This is a genomic window from Nocardia sp. NPDC019323 (assembly GCF_044389845.1).
GTDB classification, from domain to species: domain Bacteria; phylum Actinomycetota; class Actinomycetes; order Mycobacteriales; family Mycobacteriaceae; genus Nocardia; species Nocardia implantans.
Map to the genome: position 1 here is coordinate 536,249 of NZ_JBIRYN010000004.1, position 18,606 is coordinate 554,854.

The following is an 18,606-nucleotide window of genomic DNA, read 5'->3' on the forward strand; positions in this document are numbered from 1 at the left end:
CCCCATCGAGCAGGCCCAGGGTGCGCTGATGCTGATTCCAGGAAGGCGTGACAGCGGGTCGAAACCGGACGAAATCGGACTTCGGATCCCTTGTCGAAGAGCCGTCGCCGGAGGCTTACTGAATATGTAGCGGTTGCCGCAGAAGATCGACATCCGTTGCACGATAATCTCTTTCACTACTCGGCTTGGAGTCGAACCATGGCAGCTGTACTCACCTCCCTCACCCCCGACACCGGCCCGGCGACGACTTTCAGCACTGTGGTGATCACCGGCTCCGGGTTCAGCAATGTCGGTCCTCTGACCGTGCGCTTCGGTACGAAGGCGACCACGTTCACCATCGACTCCGACACCCAGATCACGGCCATCTCCCCGACGGGAACAGGCACGGTGGACGTCACCGTCGAAGTGGAGCTGGACGGCATCAGCAACGCACTCCCCTTCACCTACGTCTGACCGCGCGTGCGCCCGGGCCGTCGGTGGGCAACTGCCTGCCGACGGCCCATCGCGTTGTGTCCCGCGCCTTTGCCCGCACCCGTTACGACGCGATCGCGTCCTCGGAGAACGGCGCGCACCGGTCGGCGCGCGGATATCATCGGTCGAGTGCGCTTTCTCCCCGGTCATCAGCCGCCGTACGACCTGACCTACGACGACATCTTCCTCGTCCCGAACCGGACGGACGTCGCGTCGCGCTTCGACGTCGATCTGTCGACGACCGACGGGTCCGGCACCACCATCCCCCTCGTCGTGGCGAACATGACCGCCGTGGCCGGGCGCAGGATGGCCGAGACCGTGGCCCGCCGCGGCGGCATCGTCGTCCTGCCCCAGGATCTGCCGATCACCGCGGCCGCCGACACCATCGCCTTCGTCAAGAGCCGCTCGCTCACCGCCGACACTCCGGTCACGCTCGCCCCCGACCGCTCGGTCTCCGAGGCGGTGGCCCTGATGCACAAGCGCGCGCACGGCGCGGTCGTGGTGGTCGACGGCGGACGTCCGGTCGGTGTGGTGACCGAGGCCGCCTGCGCCGACGTCGACCGCTTCGCCCGCCTGCGCGAGGTCGCGGTCACCGATTTCGTCCGGGCGCCCGCCACCACCACCCCGCGTGACCTGTTCGATCTGCTGCACGCCGAGCACGCCGACTTCGCGGTGCTCACCGCCGAGGACGGCGCCCTGGCGGGGATACTGACCCGCACCGGCGCGCTGCGCGCGGGCATCTACCAGCCCGCCGTCGACACCGCGGGCAAGCTGCGCGTCGCCGCCGCGGTCGGCATCAACGGCGACGTGGCCGCCAAGGCCAAGTCCCTCGTGGATTCGGGCGCCGACCTGCTGGTCATCGACACCGCGCACGGACACCAGACCAAGATGCTCGAAACGCTCACCGCCGTGCGCGATCTCGGGCTCGGCGTCCCGCTGGTCGCGGGCAACGTCGTCTCCGCCGACGGCACCAGGGAATTGGCCGCGGCGGGCGCGGACATCGTCAAGGTCGGTGTCGGGCCCGGCGCCATGTGCACCACCAGGATGATGACCGGCGTCGGCCGCCCGCAGTTCTCCGCGGTAGCCGAATGCGCCGCGGCGGCCGCGGAAATCGGCGTGCACGTCTGGGCAGACGGCGGCGTGCGTCATCCCCGCGACGTGGCGCTGGCGCTGGCCGCAGGCGCGTCCAACGTGATGATCGGCTCCTGGTTCGCCGGTACCTACGAGTCCCCGGGCGACCTGCGTGTCGATCGCGACGGCAACGCCTACAAGGAAAGCTTCGGCATGGCCTCCAAGCGCGCCGTCGCGGCCCGCACCGCCTCCGACAGCGAGTTCGACCGCGCCCGCAAGGGACTGTTCGAAGAGGGCATCTCCAGCTCCAGGATGCGGCTGGATCCCGAGCGTCCCGGCGTGGAGGATCTCATCGACCACATCTGCTCCGGCGTCCGCAGCGCGTGCACGTACGCGGGAGCGCGCACGCTCGCCGAATTCCACGACAAGGCCGTGCTCGGCGTGCAGTCCGCCGCGGGGTTCGCCGAAGGCCGCCCGCTGCCGAGCGGTTGGTGAGCGCCGACACGCGCATCGCACCGGCACCGGCCCACGCCGCGCGGCACGTGGGCCGGTAGCATGGTGGTTGCCGGACACCGGCACCACGACTCATTTGCGAAAGGATCCAGTTGTCACCCGCGTCCGAGGGCGCCGCACAGGAGGGCTCCTCTATCGAGCCGGGTGACCAACCCGGCGTCCTCCGCTCCGCAGTAGTCCCATTCCGCACAGGCCGTCACGCAGCACCGTCCGGGTGGTGCTGATCATGTCCGTCGCGCTCACCGCGCTCAGCCTGATCGGATTCATCGCTCTCACCGTCGGCACGGCCCTGTTCGTCGCCGCGGAATTCTCCCTCACCGCCCTCGAGCGCAGCACCGTCGAGGCGCACGCCCGCACCGGTGACGTCCGCGCCCGCATGGTTCGCAAGGCGCATCGCACGCTGTCGTTCCAGCTGTCGGGCGCCCAGCTCGGCATCACGATCACCACCCTGATCACCGGTTATATCGCCGAGCCCGTGCTGGCCAGGCTGCTGCATCCGGTGTTCGCCGGCCTCGGGCTGAGCGCGGCCGCCGCGAGCGGCGTCGCGCTGACGCTGGCCCTGGTCCTGGCCACCTCGCTGTCGATGATCTACGGCGAGCTGGTGCCCAAGAACATCGCCATCGCCAAGCCGCTGGCCACCGCCCGCGTCACGGCCGGACCGATGATCGCGTTCTCGGTGGTGTTCAAGTGGATGATCCATTTCCTCAACGGCACCGCCAACTGGGTGGTGCGCAGGCTCGGCGTCGAGCCCGCGGAGGAATTGCGGTCGGCCCGCTCGCCGCAGGAACTCGGTTCCCTGGTCCGCACGTCCGCGCTGCGCGGCGCGCTCGACCAGCCCACCGCCCAGGTGATGGACCGCTCCCTGCAATTCGGCGAGCGCAGCGCCGAGGAGCTGATGACGCCGCGGGTGAAGATCGAATCGCTCGACAAGGACGACACCATCGCCGATCTGATCGACGCGGCGGGCCGCACCGGCTACTCCCGCTTCCCGGTGATCGACGGCGATCTCGACAACACCCTCGGCTTCGTGCACGTCAAGCAGGCGTTCACCCGCCCAGCGCACGCGCGCACCACCACCCCGCTGTACCGGCTCGCCCAGCCGGTCCCCATCGTGCCCGCCAGCTTGGACGGCGACGAGGTGCTCGAACGGGTCCGCGCCGACGGCATGCAGGTCGCCCTCGTCGTGGACGAATACGGCGGCACCGCGGGCCTGGTCACCATGGAGGACATCATCGAGGAGATCCTCGGCGACGTCCGCGACGAGCACGACGAGGAGGAGCGCGACGTCCGGCGCGTCATCGACGGCTGGGACTGCTCGGGCCTGCTGCGCATCGACGAGGTGTCCCGGGCGACCGGATACGACGCGCCGGAGGGCGAGTACGAGACGCTGGGCGGCCTGGTGCTGACCCGGCTCGGCCGCATCCCGGTGCCCGGCGACGAGGTCGTGCTGCCGAATCCCCGCTCGCAGCAGTGGACGGCGCCGGAAAGCCACGGTTCCGGCGGCTGGATCGCCCGGGTGGAGCGCATGGACGGGCGGCGCATCGACCGCGTCCGCCTGATCCCGGTCGACGCCGACATCATCGCGACCAAGGAGCACAGCCATGGGTGACCTGTTCGGCGTCCTGCTCACCGTCGTGCTGCTCGGCGGCAACGCCTTCTTCGTCGCCGCCGAGTTCGCGCTCATCTCCGCCCGCCGCGACCGGCTGGAAGCGCTGGCCGCACAGGGCAAGCGCAACGCGAACACCGTCATCCGGGCGGGTGAGAACCTCTCGATGATGCTCGCCGCCGCGCAGCTCGGCATCACCATCTGCTCGATCCTGCTCGGCCGCGTCGGCGAACCCGCCGTCGCGCACCTGCTGGAAGGTCCGTTCGAGCTGCTCGGCCTGCCGCAGCAACTGCTGCACCCGGTGGCCTTCGCCCTCGCGCTGACCATCGTGGTGATCCTGCACATCCTGTTCGGCGAGATGATCCCGAAGAACATCGCGCTGGCCGGGCCGGAACGCAGCGCGCTGCTGCTGGTGCCGGTGCACCTGATGTGGCTGCGGCTGGCCCGCCCGCTCATCGCGCTGTACAACCTGGCCGCCAACCTGTCGCTGCGCATGTTGCGGGTCGAGCCGAAGGACGAGCTCGAAGCCACCGTGTCGACGGTCGAACTGGCCGAGATGATCGGTGAGTCCCGCTCGGAGGGGTTGCTCGACGAGGAAGAGCACCGCCGCCTCACCCAGGCCCTCGGCACCAGCGACCGGGTGGTCGCCGACGTGATGGTGCCGCGGGACGCGACCAGATCGATCCCGCTGCGCGGCAACGGCACCACACTCGGCGACATCGAGTCCGCCGTCGCCGAGACCGGTTTCTCCCGCTTCCCGGTGCGGGCGAACGACGGCTCGCTGGTCGGCTACCTGCACGTCAAGGACGTGCTCGACAAGGTGGCCGACGAGAGCGCCGGCCCGGGGACGCCGATCCCGCGCACCGATATCCGCCCGCTGCCGACGGTGGGCATGGGCGCGACGCTCTACGAGGCGCTGGCCCGGCTGCGGCGCACCAACAGCCATCTCGGCCGGGTGGTCGACGACCGGGGCAACACCACCGGCATCGTCGCCCTGGAGGACTTGGTGGAGGAGTTCGTCGGCACCGTCCGAGACGGAACGCATCGAGTGGGCGAGTGACGATCCGGCCAGGCGGGGTGCGGTAGCAATGCGGGTGTTGTCCGGTGTGCGGTGGCGAACGTCCGCCGCCGCACATCGGGCCCGGCTGGACGATCTGGTCGGGCCCTATCTGGAGCGACGAGCACATGGTGCGTCGCACCCGGTGATCGATTTCTTGTTCACCTACTACGGGCACAAACCCGCGCAGTTGCGGCGTTGGCATCCGGGATACGGCATCGGGCTGGCCGACGCCGCGGAATACCGGGGGGCCCGCGGCTACCACCACGTCGTCACCGATTCCGGTACGGACTGCTACTCCGCTGATCCCGCCTACCTCGGCAAACGCCGGGATACCGTCGCGTTCGTCGCGCAGTTGTTGCGCGCCACCGCGTCTCGGCCCGCCCACCTGTCCTGTTTCGGCCTGCACGAATGGGCGATGGTGTACCGCACCGAGGACATCCGCCACCAGAAGGTTCCCCTGCGGCTGGGACACGCGGGCACCGACGCCGTGCTCGACTCGATGCAGTTGCGGTGCACGCATTTCGACGCCTATCGCTTCTTCACTCCGGACGCCGTGGGCCGCAACGCCGAGCCGCTCACCCGCGCCGACCAGCTGCGCCGCGAACAGCCGGGCTGTCTGCACGCGAACATGGATCTGTACAAGTGGGGCTTCAAACTCGTCCCGCTGATCTCCTCGGACCTGCTGCTGGACTGCTTCGAGCTGGCTTGCGCCGCCCGGGAACTCGACATGCGCGCCAGCCCCTACGATCTGTCGGAGTTCGGTTACGAGCCGGTTCGCATCGAGACGCCGTCCGGGCGCGCGGAGTACGTTCGCGCGCAGTCCGAGTTGGCGCAGCGCGCGGCCGGATTGCGACGCACCTTCCTGGGTGTCTGCCAGCATCTCTTGTCGGCGCATCTCGATTCCGCCGCTCTCGGCACCGAACCGACTCAGCCGCGCTGACCACGCCGGACGGAAAACTTCGCGAATTCGGCCGCGATTCGGCGAAACTCACGCTCGCGCCGAGCGGAATCATTACCATTCAGTCAGTTCGGCGGTGACTGTCCCAGCCACCCTGGGCAGCCAATCTCGACGACGAAGTTGGGGGGTCGCGACGATGCGCCCATCGGCCACACTGCGCCGCGCCAAACCGCTGGCTCTGCTCACCATCGGCCTGATCACGGTCGCGCTGCTGCCCGTGAGCGCGTCGGCCGATCCGCGATCGGCCCCCCGTGACGCCGTCCAGGAATTCCTCGACGTCGGGCGCACCTCGGTCCCCCGCGCCGACTGCGGACCCGGCTCCGCCCCCGAGAACGGACTGCAAGGCGATGTCACCGCCGCCGATCGCGACAGTGGGCGCAGCACGCAGGGCTACCGGTGCAACATCTCCTTCGTCGGCGGCTACGCGGGCCGCGGTGCGGGTATCACCTCCACCAGCTTCGAGCACTGCGCCTATCTGGGTTCGTTCTTTCCCGGCGACCTGATCAGCGAGGGCCGCGGCGTCCAGGTACTCGACGTGTCCGATCCGGCGCGTCCGCGGCCGACGGTGACGCTGACCGAGCCCGCGATGCTGGCCGGAACCTGGGAGAGCCTCAAGGTCAACACCGAGCGCAAACTGCTGGTCGGCACCGGCGTGCCGGTTGGCGAGGGCGTCGGCTACCTGTCGGTCTACGACGTCTCCGATTGCGCGCATCCGCGGCTGCTCAATCCCGGCCCGGGGACGAATCTGGCGATGCCGCTGCCGATCACCACGCACGAGGGCGGCTTCTCCCCCGACGGCAACACCTATTGGGCCTCGGGGATCGCGCCCGGCTTCGTCAGCGCGGTCGATCTGACCGATCCGGCCAACCCGCACGTGGTCTGGCAGGGACTGACGGGCATCGAGGCGCACGGGTTCGGCATCAGTCCGGACGGCAACCGGATGTACATCTCCGCGCTCGGCGGGTTCACCGTCCTCGACATCAGCGCGGTGCAGCGCCGCGACCCCAACCCGCAGGTGCACCACCTGGGCCGGGTGTTCTGGACCGACGGCTGGGCGACCCAGCACAGCATCCCGGTCAGCTACGACGGCAAGCCCTACCTCTACACCGTCGACGAAGGCGGTTCCGGCGGAGTCAAACTCATCGACATCTCCGACGAGACCGCGCCGAGGGTGGCCGGCAAGATCAAGCTCGAGATCAACCTGCCCCAGCACATGGACAGCAATATCGGTTCGTCGATGGGCGGTTCCGCCTTCGCCTACGAATCGCACTACTGCGCCGCCGACCGGCAGGAGAACCCGACCGCGTTGGCCTGCGGATGGATCTCCTCCGGCATCCGGGTGTTCGACATCCGCGATCCCTACGCCATCCGCGAGATCGCCTACTACAACCCGCCTGCCCGCACCGGGCAGAACCTCGGCCTGTGGAACTCGCCGCACGCGCTCGCCTCGATCATCGGCGTTCCGCTCATGAGCACCCCTTCGGCGGTGCGCGCCGTGCTCGAGGGGCAGTTCAACCCGCTGGATGCCCTTACCCCGCGCACCGGCCGCCTCGCCTTCGGCGACGTGTCCACCGACTGGTGTCTGTCGCCGCCGGAATGGCGCGGCTCGCAGCTCTACGTCGCGTGCTCGGACAACGGCTTCATGGTGCTGCGACTGGACGACGACGTGTACTCGCCTCCGGCGGACCAGCGGTCGATCGTCGGGTCGTAGCGATGCCGCGCTGGATGCGGATCGCCGCCCTGGCTTCGGCGGCCTTCGCCCTGCTCGTGCTCGGCGCCGCGCTGCGGCCGCTGGTGTTTTCGGAACACCGTTCGGCCGCACCGGTTCTCACCGAGGTCGAGATCGGCTTCGTCCAGGACATGACCACCCATCACCAGCAAGCCCTGCTCATGGTGCAGCGGCTGGACCGCGCGGTCGATCCGGCGGTCACCCGGCTGGCCGAACAACTCGACCGCGCACAGCGCATGGAGATCGGCACCATGCTCGGCTGGCTGCGCCTTGCCGACGCGCCGCCCACCTCCGCACAGCCGATGGCGTGGATGCACAGCGCGGACGCGTCGCCGCATCGGCACCACGCAGCGGCCGCGCAGACCGCCGGGGTGATGCCGGGGATGGCGAGCACGGCGGAACTGGACGAGTTGGCCGCGGCGCGCGGCCCGAACGCGGAGATCCTGTTCCTGCAATTGATGTTCCGCCACCACCAAGGCGGAATCGCGATGGCCGAGGCCGCCGACGGCCTGCTGCGCTCCGGGCCGGTCAAGGAGATCGCCCGGTCCATGATCCATGGGCAGGGGCAGGAGGCCGGGGTGATGGGCATGCTGCTCACACGGCGCGGGGCGGCCCCGCTGCCCTGACCACCGGGCCGCCACGACACCGCATACGACCCGCAGCCGGAGGCTTCGCTGACCTCGCGGCCGGCTGCGAGGCGCATGCTCCGGTCGTAGTCGACGGCGGAAGGTCCGCGAACACGGCGGCCCGGCTGAGGATCGGCGCTCTCCCGGCGGTATCGTCGGCTGGGCCGGGTCATGATCGTCGGCCGGAAAGGTTGGGCAGCTGATGATTCGGACCGATGCGTTCACAGTGCCCCCGCACGTGCGTGGTTATCCGGGCGTGGCGTTCGGCGGATATGTGGCGGGAGTGCTCGCCGCCGCGAGCGGCGCCACGCAGGTGCGCGTCGACTTCCGCCGCGGAGTGCTCGTGGACACTCCGGTGGTGCTGGCCGCCGACGGCTCCGGCGGCGCATCACTCACCGACCTGGACGGCGCGATACTCGCCGAGGCTTCCCCGTCGGCGGTCACGGTCACGCCACGGCCCGCGCCCACGTGGGAACAGGCGCGGACAGCGAGCGCGACCGCGGGCGCACTGCGCAAAATGAGCCACTGCTACGGCTGCGGCGCGGCTTGTGCCCCCGGACGCGGATTACGCCTGTCGCCCTGGGCCATGTCCGCGCACGACATGGTCATCGCCGCCTGGACACCGGATCCGCTGCTCGCCGGCCCGGACGGCTACCTGCCCACCGAAAACGTCTGGGCCGCTCTCGATTGCCCCGGTGGCTGGGCCGCGATGGCTTTGCGTGACCTGCGCCCCGGAGCGGTCACCGCCGCCCTCACCGCCACCCAGTTCCAACCGGTCCGCGCCGGCGACCCCTACGTCTCCTACGGCTGGCCGGTCTCCGCCGACGGCCGCAAACACACGGTCGGCGTGGCCTTGGCCCGCGCCGACGGAACGCTCTGCGCCCTCGCCGAGGCGCTGTGGATCGAGCCCCGCCAACCGCTGCCCTTCGAATGGTGACCCACCCCACCCGAACCTGTCGGTGGCTATCGGTAACCTCCGCGCCATGCCTTCGTCGGTACACGAAGTCCTCATCGAATTAGTCAGGCGCAGAGCGTGGTCAGGTAGACCGGCCAGCTCCACATCTTGTCGTCGTCGCGTTGCAGCTGGACTTCGACGACGATGCCGAGAACCGGGACGTCGGCCTCGGTGAGTGTGACGGACCAGGTCCGCACGGTACTCGGTGGGTTCGATATCAGGTAGGTCGCCCGAATCGACGCGGGCGTGATCGAATTCCGGGAGGGACAGTCCCAGTGTGGAAGTCAGCAAGATCAAAGCATGCCGCGACGACGCCCGCCTGACCATGTGGATAGCCCGCGCCGCCAACGCCGACACCCTCGAAGCGATCTTCGGCGACCGGGTTCAGTGAGTGTCGGCGAAGCGGTACCACTGGCCGTCGAAGGCGGAGTATTCGATGCCGTTGGTGGCGGGTGGACCGAGGTGGGGTGGGGTGGCCGGGTCACGGAAGAAGGCGAAGCCCTCCGAATTCGAGTCTCCCGACTGGGTATAGAACAGGCAGCCGCCGTCGCGGGGGGTGATGAAGGTGATCGTGTAGACGCCGAGGCGGGTGCGGTGGCCGGAATGCGCGCAGTCGACGGCTTGGTCTTCGAGAATCCCCCGGGAGAGGCGCCAGCCGGTGTCCTCCGGGACGTCGTAGAGCGTCAGCGCCAGGAGCACGACGATGAGCACGGGCGAGGCGAGGCTGTGGAAGACGGCACGGTAGCGCAGCAGCCCGAGCAGTCCGAACAGGACGGCGATCCCGCCGAGCACGCCGAGCACCGCCCAGAGCACGACGAGGGTCGGAAACGTGCCCTCCGCGGCGAGTTGCCAGAACAGCGCCGCGCAGCAGAGCGCGACCAGGGCGGTCACCAGCCCCATCCACAGCACGAACCAACGAGGAATACGCGACCGCGTGCGCACGGACCCTGCGGAGTTCACGTGTTCAAGATACGAGGGGCAGCGGCTTCGCGCGCGGGATCGGCGGCGAAATCCCCCGGGGCGTCAGGGATCACGACGACGCGGACGCCGCAGCGGGCGTGGCGCAAAAGGTACGCGGCCATCCGAATCCGCGGGCCACCCATGGTCCGATGCAGAGCTGCCCGGCGAATTTCGCGACCTGCTGATCCCGCGCTCACCGAGCAACGGTGCCCACAGTGTGAAAACGAACAATTCGGAACGTTTCACGATTGCGGCCCGAATCGGAAAATCCCCCGGCCAGTACACCTGACCAGGGGATTTCACTACTCGTAGCACATCGTGCACCGCATGCTCACAGCGGCGGGAAGCCCGCCGATCCGGTGGCCATCCAATTCCAGAACATCGCCGCGCGATTGGCGAGCAATGCCACGATGTCGAGCACAACGCTTCCCATGAATCTTCCTCACAAATCGAACGATCTCGTGCGGCACCCAGGGTAACGGACCGATAAACAAGAGTCGAAACTCCGATTGCCCGCAAAAGCACGAATCCCCCGGCCGAAAGACCGGGGGATTCGCGACACCCGGGGACTAGACGCAGGCCAGCGCCTTCGCCTCACGACGACGGCGGTGCAGGATCGGCTCGGTGTACCCGTTGGGCTGCTTGGTGCCCTCCAGGATGAGCTCCTTGGCCGCCTGGAACGCGATGCTGCCGGCGAAGTCCGGCGCCATCGCCCGGTAGTTCGGATCACCCGCGTTCTGCCGGTCGACGACGGGGGCCATCCGCTCCAGGCTCGCGACCACTTCCTCTGCGGTGACGATGCCGTGGCGCAGCCAGTTTGCCATCAGCTGGCTGGAGATGCGCAGGGTCGCACGGTCTTCCATGAGCGCGACATCCTTGATGTCGGGCACCTTCGAGCAGCCGACGCCCTGGTCGATCCAGCGCACCACGTAGCCGAGGATGGACTGCGAGTTGTTGTCCAGCTCCTGGCGCTTCTCCTCGTCGGTCCAGTTCGGCGCGGCGGCCAGCGGGATCTCCAGGATCTCGTCGACGGTGGCGCGGCGACCGCCCTTGGCGATCTCCTGCTGCCGCTTGAACACATCGACCAGGTGGTAGTGCGTGGCGTGCAGGGTGGCGGCGGTGGGCGAGGGCACCCACGCGGTGTTGGCGCCCGCGCGCGGGTGACCGATCTTCTGGGTGAGCATGTCGGCCATCAGGTCCGGCATGGCCCACATGCCCTTGCCGATCTGCGCCTTGCCGGGCAGGCCTGCCGCGAGGCCGGTGTCGACGTTCCAGTCCTCGTAGGACAGGATCCACTGCTGGGACTTCATGTCCGCCTTGCGGACCATCGGCCCGGCCTCCATGGAGGTGTGGATCTCGTCGCCGGTGCGGTCGAGGAAGCCGGTGTTGATGAACACCACCCGCTCGGCGGCGGCCTGGATGCAGGCCTTGAGGTTCACCGTGGTGCGGCGCTCCTCGTCCATGATGCCGACCTTGAGGGTGTTGCGCTCCAGCCCGAGCACGTCCTCGATCCGGCCGAACAGCTCGTTGGTGAACGCGACCTCGTCGGGGCCGTGCATCTTCGGCTTCACGATGTAGACCGAGCCGGTGCGGCTGTTCTTCAGCTGCACGTCCTCGGCCAGGCTGTGCTTGGCGATCAGCGAGGTGATCAGGCCGTCCATGATGCCCTCCGGCACCTCGTTGCCCTCGGCGTCCAGGATGGCGTCGGAGGTCATCAGGTGACCGACGTTGCGCACGAACAGCAGCGAACGGCCGTGCAGCACCAGCTCGCCGCCGTCCAGCGCGGTGTAGACCCGGTCGGGGTTCATGGTGCGGGTGAAGGTCTTCTCGCCTTTGGTGACCTTCTCGGCGAGATCGCCCTTCATCAGGCCGAGCCAGTTGTGGTAGCACAGCACCTTGTCCTCGGCGTCCACCGCGGCGACCGAGTCCTCGAAGTCCATGATCGTGGTGACGGCGGACTCCAGCACGACGTCCTTCACACCCGCGGTGTCGGTGCTGCCGATCGGGGACTGCGGGTCGATCTGGATCTCGATGTGCAGACCGTTGTGCTTGAGCAGCACCGAGCTCGGCGCCTCCGGGTCACCGAGGTAGCCGACCAGCTGGGACGGGTCGGCCAGACCGATGCTGGTGCCGTCCTCCAGGCCGACCTCGAGCTCGCCGTCGACGATCTTGTAGGACGTCGAGCCGATGTGCGAACCGGTGATCAGGGTGACCGAGTCGTCGAGGAAGTTGCGCGCCCACTCGATGACCTTGTCGCCGCGCACCTTGTTGTAGCCGGCGCCCTTCTCCGCGCCGCCCGCCTCGGAGATGGCGTCGGTGCCGTAGAGCGCGTCGTAGAGCGAGCCCCAGCGCGCGTTGGCGGCGTTGATCGCGAAACGGGCGTTCATCACCGGCACCACCAGCTGCGGGCCCGCGGTGGCCGCGATCTCCTCGTCCACGTTCTGGGTGGTGATCTGGAAATCGGCGGGCTCGGGCCGCAGGTAGCCGATCTCGGTCAGGAAGTTCTTGTAGGCGGCTTTGTCGTAGTTCGCGCCGGGGTGCTCCGCGTGCCAGGCGTCGACCTTGCCCTGGATCTCGTCGCGTTCGGCCAGCAGAGCGCGGTTGCGCGGAGCGAGATCATTGATGACCTGCTCGGCGCCGGCCCAGAACGCGGCGGAATCCACGCCGGAACCGGGGAGCGCCTCGTTCTCGACGAACTCGTGGAGAACGCGTGCCACCTGGAGCCCGCCGACCTGAATCCGCTCTGTCATCTACTGCCTCACTTCCGGGAAAGCCGAGTGGGAAAACAGTGCCATGTTACCCGTGGGTAGCGGTGTGACCGCGCGCCGGGTCGCCCAGGCCCTGTGCCCGAATCCGTCCGCCACGCCGAGGCGAGCTGGTCGGGCACCCGGCGGGTCGTGAGCCGTCGGCGGTCGGCCGGACAGCCCCTTGATCCTAACGTGCGCCCGATTTAATGTACTGATCGGAACATTTCCGAGCGCAGGAGTCGAGTTGTCACTCACCGACAAGGTCGTCGTCGTCACCGGGGGAAGCCGGGGGCTGGGCAAGCAGATGGTGCTCGCGTTCGCCGAGGCGGGCGCGGACGTGGTGATCGCCAGCCGCAAGCTGGACGGGTGCGCCGCACTGGCCGATGAGGTGCAGGAACGGTTCGGCCGCCGCGCCCTGCCGGTGGCCTGCAACGTCAGCGACTGGGCCCAGTGCGACGCCTTGGTGCAGACCGTCTACGACGCGTTCGGCCGGGTGGACGTGCTGGTCAACAACGCGGGCCTGTCACCGCTGTATCCCAGTCTGGACCAGGTCACCGAGGCGTTGTTCGACAAGGTCATCGGCGTGAACCTCAAAGGACCGTTCCGGTTGTCGGCGCTGATCGGCAGCCGGATGGCGGCCGGCGGCGGCGGCTCGATCATCAACATCTCCTCGATCGAGGCGATCAGGCCGGAGCCCTTCGCGGTCCCCTATTCGGCGGCCAAGGCGGGTCTCAACGCCTTGACCGGCGGACTGGCCCAGACGTTCGCGCCGAACGTGCGGGTCAACACCATCCAGTGCGGGCCGTTCGAGACCGATATCGCCACGGCGTGGCCCGACGAGCTGCGCGCGGAGCTCACGAAGCACAACGCCCTGCGCCGGGTCGGCAAGCCGGAGGAGATCGTCGGGGCGGCGTTGTTCTTCGCCACCGAGGCCTCCGCGTTCTGCACCGGAGCCACCCTCGCGATCGATGGGGGATGGCGATGAAGGCGCTGACTTACGAAGGACCGCGGGAGATCTCCTACGGCGAACGGCCCGATCCCGTCCTGCCAGGATCCGACGGCGCGATCGTCCGGGTCACCGCGGCGGGCATCTGCGGCAGCGACTTGCACATCTACGCCGGCCACGGATTCGTCGCGGGCGACGGTTACGGCGTCGGGCACGAAGCGGTCGGCGAGATCGTGGAACTGGGCCCGTACACCCGCGGCTTCGCCGTCGGCGACCGCGTGCTGGTCGCCGCGTCGGCCGGGTGCGACGGCTGCGCGCAGTGCCGCGCCGGAATCGTCACCGCGTGCGCTCGCCACCCGCTGCCGGTGGACGCCTGCTACGGGCTCGGCGGCGCGCTGGACGGGTGCCAAGCCCAGTTGCTGGCCGTCCCGCACGCCGCGGGCAACCTGGCGAAGCTGCCCGGCGAGGTGAGCGACACCGCCGCCGTCGTGCTCACCGACAACGCGCCCACCGCCTGGTACGGGGCCCGCCGCGCCCGCATCGCGCCGGGCGACACCGTGGTGGTGATCGGACTCGGTCCGGTCGGGCTCATGGCGGTCCAGTCCGCGTTCGCGATGGGCGCGGCCCGGGTGCTCGGCGTCGATCTGCTCGCCGAGCGCCGCGAGCGCGCCGCCGATCTCGGCGCCGAGCCGGTCGAGTCGGACGATCCGAAGCAGGCGATCCGCGAGATGTCGCGCGGTGGAGCGGATGTCGCGATCGAAGCGGTTGGAGCCGACGAAACGATCAAGCTGGCGATCAGCGCCGTCGGGCACGGTGGCCGGGTCAGTGTGATCGGTGTGAGCCACAACCGCGCCTATCCGTTCCACCTGATGGCGGCGCAGGTGAAGGACCTCGAATTCCACATCGGGCTGTGCTCGATCCAGTACGAGCTGCCCACGCTGCTGAAACTCACCGCGGGCGGCAGGCTGCGCCCCGAGGCGGTGGTCACCCACCACCTCCCGATGTCCGAAGGAGCCGCCGCCTACCGTCTGTTCGCCGAGCGGGCCGACGGGGTCGGCAAGATCGTGCTGGACCCGTCGGCATGACCGCCCCGTCGCGCAGGCGGGGCCGTCCGCCCGCGGCCGAATCGACGGCGAGCGACACCAGGGCGCGCATCGTGCGGGCCGCGATCGAGTTGTTCGCCGAGCAGGGCTTCCACGGCACCGGCGTGGCCGAGATAGGCGAGCGCGCCGACGTGCAGCGCGGCGCGCTGTACTACCACATCGGTTCCAAAGAAGAGCTGCTCTGGCAGATCCTGCGCGACTACACCCAGCTCATGCTGGCTGAGGCCGAACAGATCGCCGACGGCCCCGGCGATCCGATCACCAAACTGCGCGCGCTGATCCACAGTCATGTGCGGCTGATCATCCGTCATCAGCGCGAGGTGTCCATCCAACTGCGCGACGTCGGCGCGCTCACCGGCGAGCGCGCCGCGCAACTGCAGGACCTGCGCGACCGGGTGCAGCACTGCTGGCAGCGCGTGGTCGACGCAGGTCATGCCGAAGGGCTGCTGCGCACCGACGACCACGTGGTCACCAACAGCGTGCTCGGCATGCTCAACACGGTGTCGTTCTGGTACCGCCCGCGCGGCGGACGCTCCCCCGGCGAGATCGCCGACATCCTCGCGACCACTTTGCTCGACGGCGTGGTGACCGGCACCGCGCGGGACACGAAAGGCTGACCATGGCTTGGGATTTCGAGACCGACCCGGAATACCAGCGCAAGCTGGACTGGGCCGCGGAGTTCGTTCGCACCGAAGTGGAGCCGCTGGACCTGCTCTACCCCAATCCGTACGACCGCACCGACCGCGAGGCGATGGCGCTGATGCGGCCGTTGCAGGAGCGAGTCAAGGAGCAGGGCCTGTGGGCCTGCCACCTCGGGCCGGAGCTGGGCGGCCCCGGCTACGGGCAGATGAAGCTCGCTCTGCTCAACGAGGTGCTCGGCACCTCGGTGTGGGCGCCGTCGGTATTCGGCTGCCAGGCGCCGGATTCCGGCAACGCGGAGATCCTCGCCCACTACGGCACGCCCGAGCAGAAGAAGACCTATCTCGAGCCGCTGCTGGCCGGGGAGATCGGCTCGTGCTACGTGATGACCGAGCCGACCGGCGGCTCGGACCCGACGCTGTTCCGGACCCGCGCGGTGCGCGACGGCGACGAGTGGGTGATCAACGGTGAGAAGTGGTTCAACTCCAACGCGGAGTTCGCCGCCTTCCACATCGTGATGGTGGTGACCGATCCCGAGGTCAGCCCGTACCAGGGCATGTCGATGTTCATCGTGCCCGCGGGCGCGCCCGGGCTGGAGATCGTGAAGAACTACCACGTGGCCGGGTTCAGCGAGCACGAAGGCCACTTGCGGTTCACCGACGTCCGCGTCCCGGCCGACCATCTGCTCGGCGCGGAGGGCGAGGGTTTCGTCGTCGCGCAGACCCGCCTGGGCGGCGGGCGGGTGCACCACGCGATGCGCACGGTCGCCATGGTGCGCAAAGCGTTCGACATGATGGCCGAGCGGGCGGTCTCGCGCCCGATGCGCGGCGGTCCGCTGGCCGGGTTGCAGATGACCCAGGAACGCATCGCCGACAGCTGGATCGAGATGGAGCAGTTCCGGTTGCTGGTGCTGCGCACGGCCTGGCGCATCGACAAGGAGCAGGACTACAAGAAGGTGCGCAAGGACATCGCCGCCATCAAGGTCGCCATGCCGAAGGTGATGCACGACATCGCCCAGCGCGCGCTGCACCTGCACGGCGCGCTCGGCGTCAGCCAGGACCTGCCGTTCGTCGACATGCTCAGCTACGCGGAGGTGATGGCCATCGCCGACGGACCGACCGAGGTGCACAAGATCACCCTCGCGAAGGAGGTCCTGAAGGACTACGCCCCGGGCGACCCGGTGTACCCGAGCGGATACCGGCCCGCGCTGCGCGAGAAGGCCCGCGAACTGGTCGCCCGGCGTCTCGAGCACGTCGTGGGGAATCTCTGACGGAGTTCACGACGCGCGCCGGGCGGCCGCCCCCATGGGCGCGGGGTCCGCGTACCCCGCGACGGGGCTGAGCCGCAGCACCGACGGCATCCGGCGGGTGAGCGCGGGCGGACCGGTGAAGGCCACCCGGCCCGCCCGCAGCGCGTGCGCCAGCGGCAGCCGCCCCAGCCACACCTGGTACAGCGAGGCGACGTCGGAGCTGATCGCGACGTCCACCGGATAGCCGGGATCGGATTCGCAGACCGAGGGCACGCCGGCCTCGATCACGATCCAGAAGCGGCGCAGGTCGTCGGTGAAGCGCACGTGCAGCACGTGGCGACGGCCAGGGAACGACGAGGTGTCGACCCTGGTGTGCATCCACCACACCAGCAGGGCCGGGTCGCGCTCGTCGTCGCGCGGCGCGCCGAAGGTCCAGCGCGCGCCCCATTCGCCGAGGCCGAACAGGATCGGTTCCAGGTCCCGTCCGGCGTCGGTGAGCAGGTACTCCCCGCCCGGTTTCGCCACCAGCCCGGCTCGCTCGAACTGCCGCAGGCGTTTGGCGAGCAGGCTGCGCGACAAGCCGGGCAGGCCGCGCGCGAGGTCGTTGAACCGGGTGGTGCCCAGCAGCAGGTCGCGCAGGATGAGCAGCGACCAGCGCTCGCCCACCACCTCGAGCGCCCGGGAGATCGGGCAGTACTGGCCGTAACTCGGCGTCGAAGTCGTCATGGCACCTCGCGAACGGATCTCGTCGGCGGACCGGGGCGGTCCACTTTCTGCACTATCCGGTTATCGCGGCCGTTCCTAACTTCGAAACATGACCATTACAGCTCCTGCCCCCACCGACGTCACCACCGACTGGATCGCCCGCGCACGCCGCGTCGGCGAAGCCCTCCGTCCCGAGGTCGCCGCCCGCGACCGCTCCGGCGAGCTCTCCCTCGCCGCCTTCGGCTCGCTGCGCGAGAGCGGGCTGTCGGCGGCTCTCGTTCCCGCCGAGTTCGGCGGCGGCGGGGTCACGCACCGCGAGATGGGCGCGATCCTGCGTGAACTCGGCCGCCACGATCCCTCCACCGCCGTCGCGTTCGCGATGCACACCCACCTGGTCGCCGCCCAGGTGTGGCGGCACAACCACGGCATCGACGCCGCGCCGCTGTTCGCCAAGGTGGTCGCGGGCGCGATCCTGGTCAGCACCGGCGCCTCCGACTGGGTCGGCTCGGGCGGACGCGCCGAGCGGGTCGAGGGCGGCTACCGGGTGCACGCGCGCAAAGCGCCGGCCAGCGGATGTGAGGCGGGCACCGTCCTGGTGACCAGCGTGCGCTGGGACGACGCACCCGGCGGGCCGCAGGTGCTGCACTGCGCGATCCCGTTCGCCGCCGAAGGCGTGCGAATCGAGAAGACCTGGGACACTCTGGGTTTGCGGGCCAGCGGTTCGCACACCGTGGTGCTCGACGATGTGTTCGTGCCCGACGCGGCGGTCTCGCTCATCCGCCCGGCGACCGTGTGGCCGCCGCTGTTGAACGTCGTCATCGGCGCGGCGATGCCGCTGGTGATGGCGGCCTACCTCGGCATCGCCGACGGCGCGGTCGACCTGGCCACCGCGCTGGCGGCGGGCCGGGCCGACGCGCCGACCGTCCAACTGGCCGGTGAGATGGCCACCGCGCACACCACCGCCGGCGATCTCGTGGACGCCATGTTCACCGGGTCGGAGAATCTGCGTTTCGCCAACACCGATCAGTACGCGAGCCGGACGCTCAGCCGTAAGACCGCCGCCGCGGACGCGCTCGTGCGGACCGTCCGCCTCGCCATCGAAACCGTCGGCGGACTCGGCTTTTCGCGCGACTGCGAACTGGAAATGCGCTACCGCGACGTGCACGGCTGCCTGTTCCACCCGCTGCCACGGGCCAAGCAGACCCACTTCACCGGTCACGTCCTGCTCGGGCACTCCCCGATCGGATGACGCCCGTTCCGCCAACGCC

At 69.3% G+C, this 18,606-nt stretch carries 16 protein-coding genes and 1 pseudogene; 13 read left to right on the top strand and 4 right to left on the bottom strand.

Annotated elements, in window-relative coordinates; translation table 11 throughout:
• Positions 1 to 198 precede the first annotated feature (198 nt).
• The 8 genes from ACH49X_RS19145 (at position 199) to ACH49X_RS19180 (ending at position 8,971) form a co-directional block, all read left to right on the top strand.
• Positions 199 to 453 carry an IPT/TIG domain-containing protein gene (locus tag ACH49X_RS19145; RefSeq protein WP_195079011.1) on the top strand — a complete coding sequence of 85 codons (255 nt, stop codon included), beginning with the start codon at positions 199 to 201 and terminating at the stop codon, positions 451 to 453.
• Between the two features lie 147 nt (positions 454 to 600).
• Positions 601 to 2,037 carry a GuaB1 family IMP dehydrogenase-related protein gene (locus tag ACH49X_RS19150; protein ID WP_195079010.1) on the top strand — a complete coding sequence of 479 codons (1,437 nt, stop codon included), beginning with the start codon at positions 601 to 603 and terminating at the stop codon, positions 2,035 to 2,037.
• A 244-nt stretch (positions 2,038 to 2,281) separates the two neighbouring features.
• Entirely contained in the window at positions 2,282 to 3,664 is a 1,383-nt protein-coding gene (locus tag ACH49X_RS19155; RefSeq protein ID WP_357103576.1) for a hemolysin family protein, read from the top strand.
• Entirely contained in the window at positions 3,657 to 4,721 is a 1,065-nt protein-coding gene (locus tag ACH49X_RS19160; protein WP_357103462.1) for a hemolysin family protein, read from the top strand. The genes ACH49X_RS19155 and ACH49X_RS19160 overlap by 8 nt, the downstream gene beginning before the upstream one ends.
• A gap of 28 nt (positions 4,722 to 4,749) precedes the next feature.
• Entirely contained in the window at positions 4,750 to 5,661 is a 912-nt protein-coding gene (locus ACH49X_RS19165) for a 3-methyladenine DNA glycosylase (protein ID WP_357208793.1), read from the top strand.
• 154 nt (positions 5,662 to 5,815) lie between these two features.
• Positions 5,816 to 7,390, top strand: coding sequence for a hypothetical protein (locus ACH49X_RS19170; RefSeq protein ID WP_357103466.1), 1,575 nt, complete (start codon positions 5,816 to 5,818; stop codon positions 7,388 to 7,390).
• A 2-nt stretch (positions 7,391 to 7,392) separates the two neighbouring features.
• The gene (locus ACH49X_RS19175; protein WP_357103469.1) at positions 7,393 to 8,034 is read left to right on the top strand and encodes a DUF305 domain-containing protein; all 642 of its coding nucleotides are present in this window, start codon (positions 7,393 to 7,395) and stop codon (positions 8,032 to 8,034) included.
• 202 nt (positions 8,035 to 8,236) lie between these two features.
• Positions 8,237 to 8,971 carry a PaaI family thioesterase gene (locus tag ACH49X_RS19180; protein WP_195079006.1) on the top strand — a complete coding sequence of 245 codons (735 nt, stop codon included), beginning with the start codon at positions 8,237 to 8,239 and terminating at the stop codon, positions 8,969 to 8,971.
• Positions 8,972 to 9,054: 83 nt separating this feature from the next.
• On the opposite strand, the gene ACH49X_RS19185 is transcribed toward ACH49X_RS19180, so the two are convergent.
• The 3 genes from ACH49X_RS19185 to ACH49X_RS19195 all read right to left on the bottom strand — a co-directional run bounded on the left by ACH49X_RS19185 (position 9,055) and on the right by ACH49X_RS19195 (position 12,699).
• Positions 9,055 to 9,186 carry a hypothetical protein gene (locus ACH49X_RS19185; RefSeq protein WP_323124101.1) on the bottom strand — a complete coding sequence of 44 codons (132 nt, stop codon included), beginning with the start codon at positions 9,184 to 9,186 and terminating at the stop codon, positions 9,055 to 9,057.
• A 187-nt stretch (positions 9,187 to 9,373) separates the two neighbouring features.
• Positions 9,374 to 9,949: a hypothetical protein gene (locus tag ACH49X_RS19190; protein ID WP_195079005.1), complete on the bottom strand. Its 576-nt coding sequence runs from the start codon at positions 9,947 to 9,949 to the stop codon at positions 9,374 to 9,376.
• 569 nt (positions 9,950 to 10,518) lie between these two features.
• Positions 10,519 to 12,699 carry a malate synthase G gene (locus ACH49X_RS19195; protein WP_357103476.1) on the bottom strand — a complete coding sequence of 727 codons (2,181 nt, stop codon included), beginning with the start codon at positions 12,697 to 12,699 and terminating at the stop codon, positions 10,519 to 10,521.
• Positions 12,700 to 12,940: 241 nt separating this feature from the next.
• On the opposite strand from ACH49X_RS19195, the gene ACH49X_RS19200 reads away from it, so the two are divergent.
• Genes ACH49X_RS19200 through ACH49X_RS19215 form a run of 4 tightly spaced genes read left to right on the top strand, consistent with a single transcriptional unit; the run spans position 12,941 to position 16,654 of the window.
• On the top strand, positions 12,941 to 13,681 hold the full coding sequence (locus ACH49X_RS19200) for an SDR family oxidoreductase (protein ID WP_357103479.1): 741 nt from the start codon (positions 12,941 to 12,943) through the stop codon (positions 13,679 to 13,681).
• Positions 13,678 to 14,727 (top strand): zinc-binding dehydrogenase, encoded by a 1,050-nt coding sequence (locus ACH49X_RS19205; protein ID WP_357208795.1) that lies wholly within the window; start codon positions 13,678 to 13,680, stop codon positions 14,725 to 14,727. The genes ACH49X_RS19200 and ACH49X_RS19205 overlap by 4 nt, the downstream gene beginning before the upstream one ends.
• Entirely contained in the window at positions 14,724 to 15,362 is a 639-nt protein-coding gene (locus ACH49X_RS19210) for a TetR/AcrR family transcriptional regulator (RefSeq protein ID WP_195079001.1), read from the top strand. The genes ACH49X_RS19205 and ACH49X_RS19210 overlap by 4 nt, the downstream gene beginning before the upstream one ends.
• 2 nt (positions 15,363 to 15,364) lie before the next feature.
• On the top strand, positions 15,365 to 16,654 hold the full coding sequence (locus tag ACH49X_RS19215; RefSeq protein WP_195079000.1) for an acyl-CoA dehydrogenase family protein: 1,290 nt from the start codon (positions 15,365 to 15,367) through the stop codon (positions 16,652 to 16,654).
• 6 nt (positions 16,655 to 16,660) lie between these two features.
• Here the strand turns inward: ACH49X_RS19215 and ACH49X_RS19220 are convergent, their stop codons facing one another.
• A complete protein-coding gene (locus ACH49X_RS19220) occupies positions 16,661 to 17,359 on the bottom strand; it encodes a helix-turn-helix domain-containing protein (RefSeq protein ID WP_357208797.1) in 699 nt (232 codons plus the stop codon).
• 88 nt (positions 17,360 to 17,447) lie between these two features.
• Between ACH49X_RS19220 and ACH49X_RS19225 the strand changes: the two are divergent.
• Positions 17,448 to 18,458, top strand: a pseudogene (locus tag ACH49X_RS19225) (acyl-CoA dehydrogenase family protein); the annotation flags it as partial.
• Positions 18,459 to 18,606: the final 148 nt, after the last annotated feature.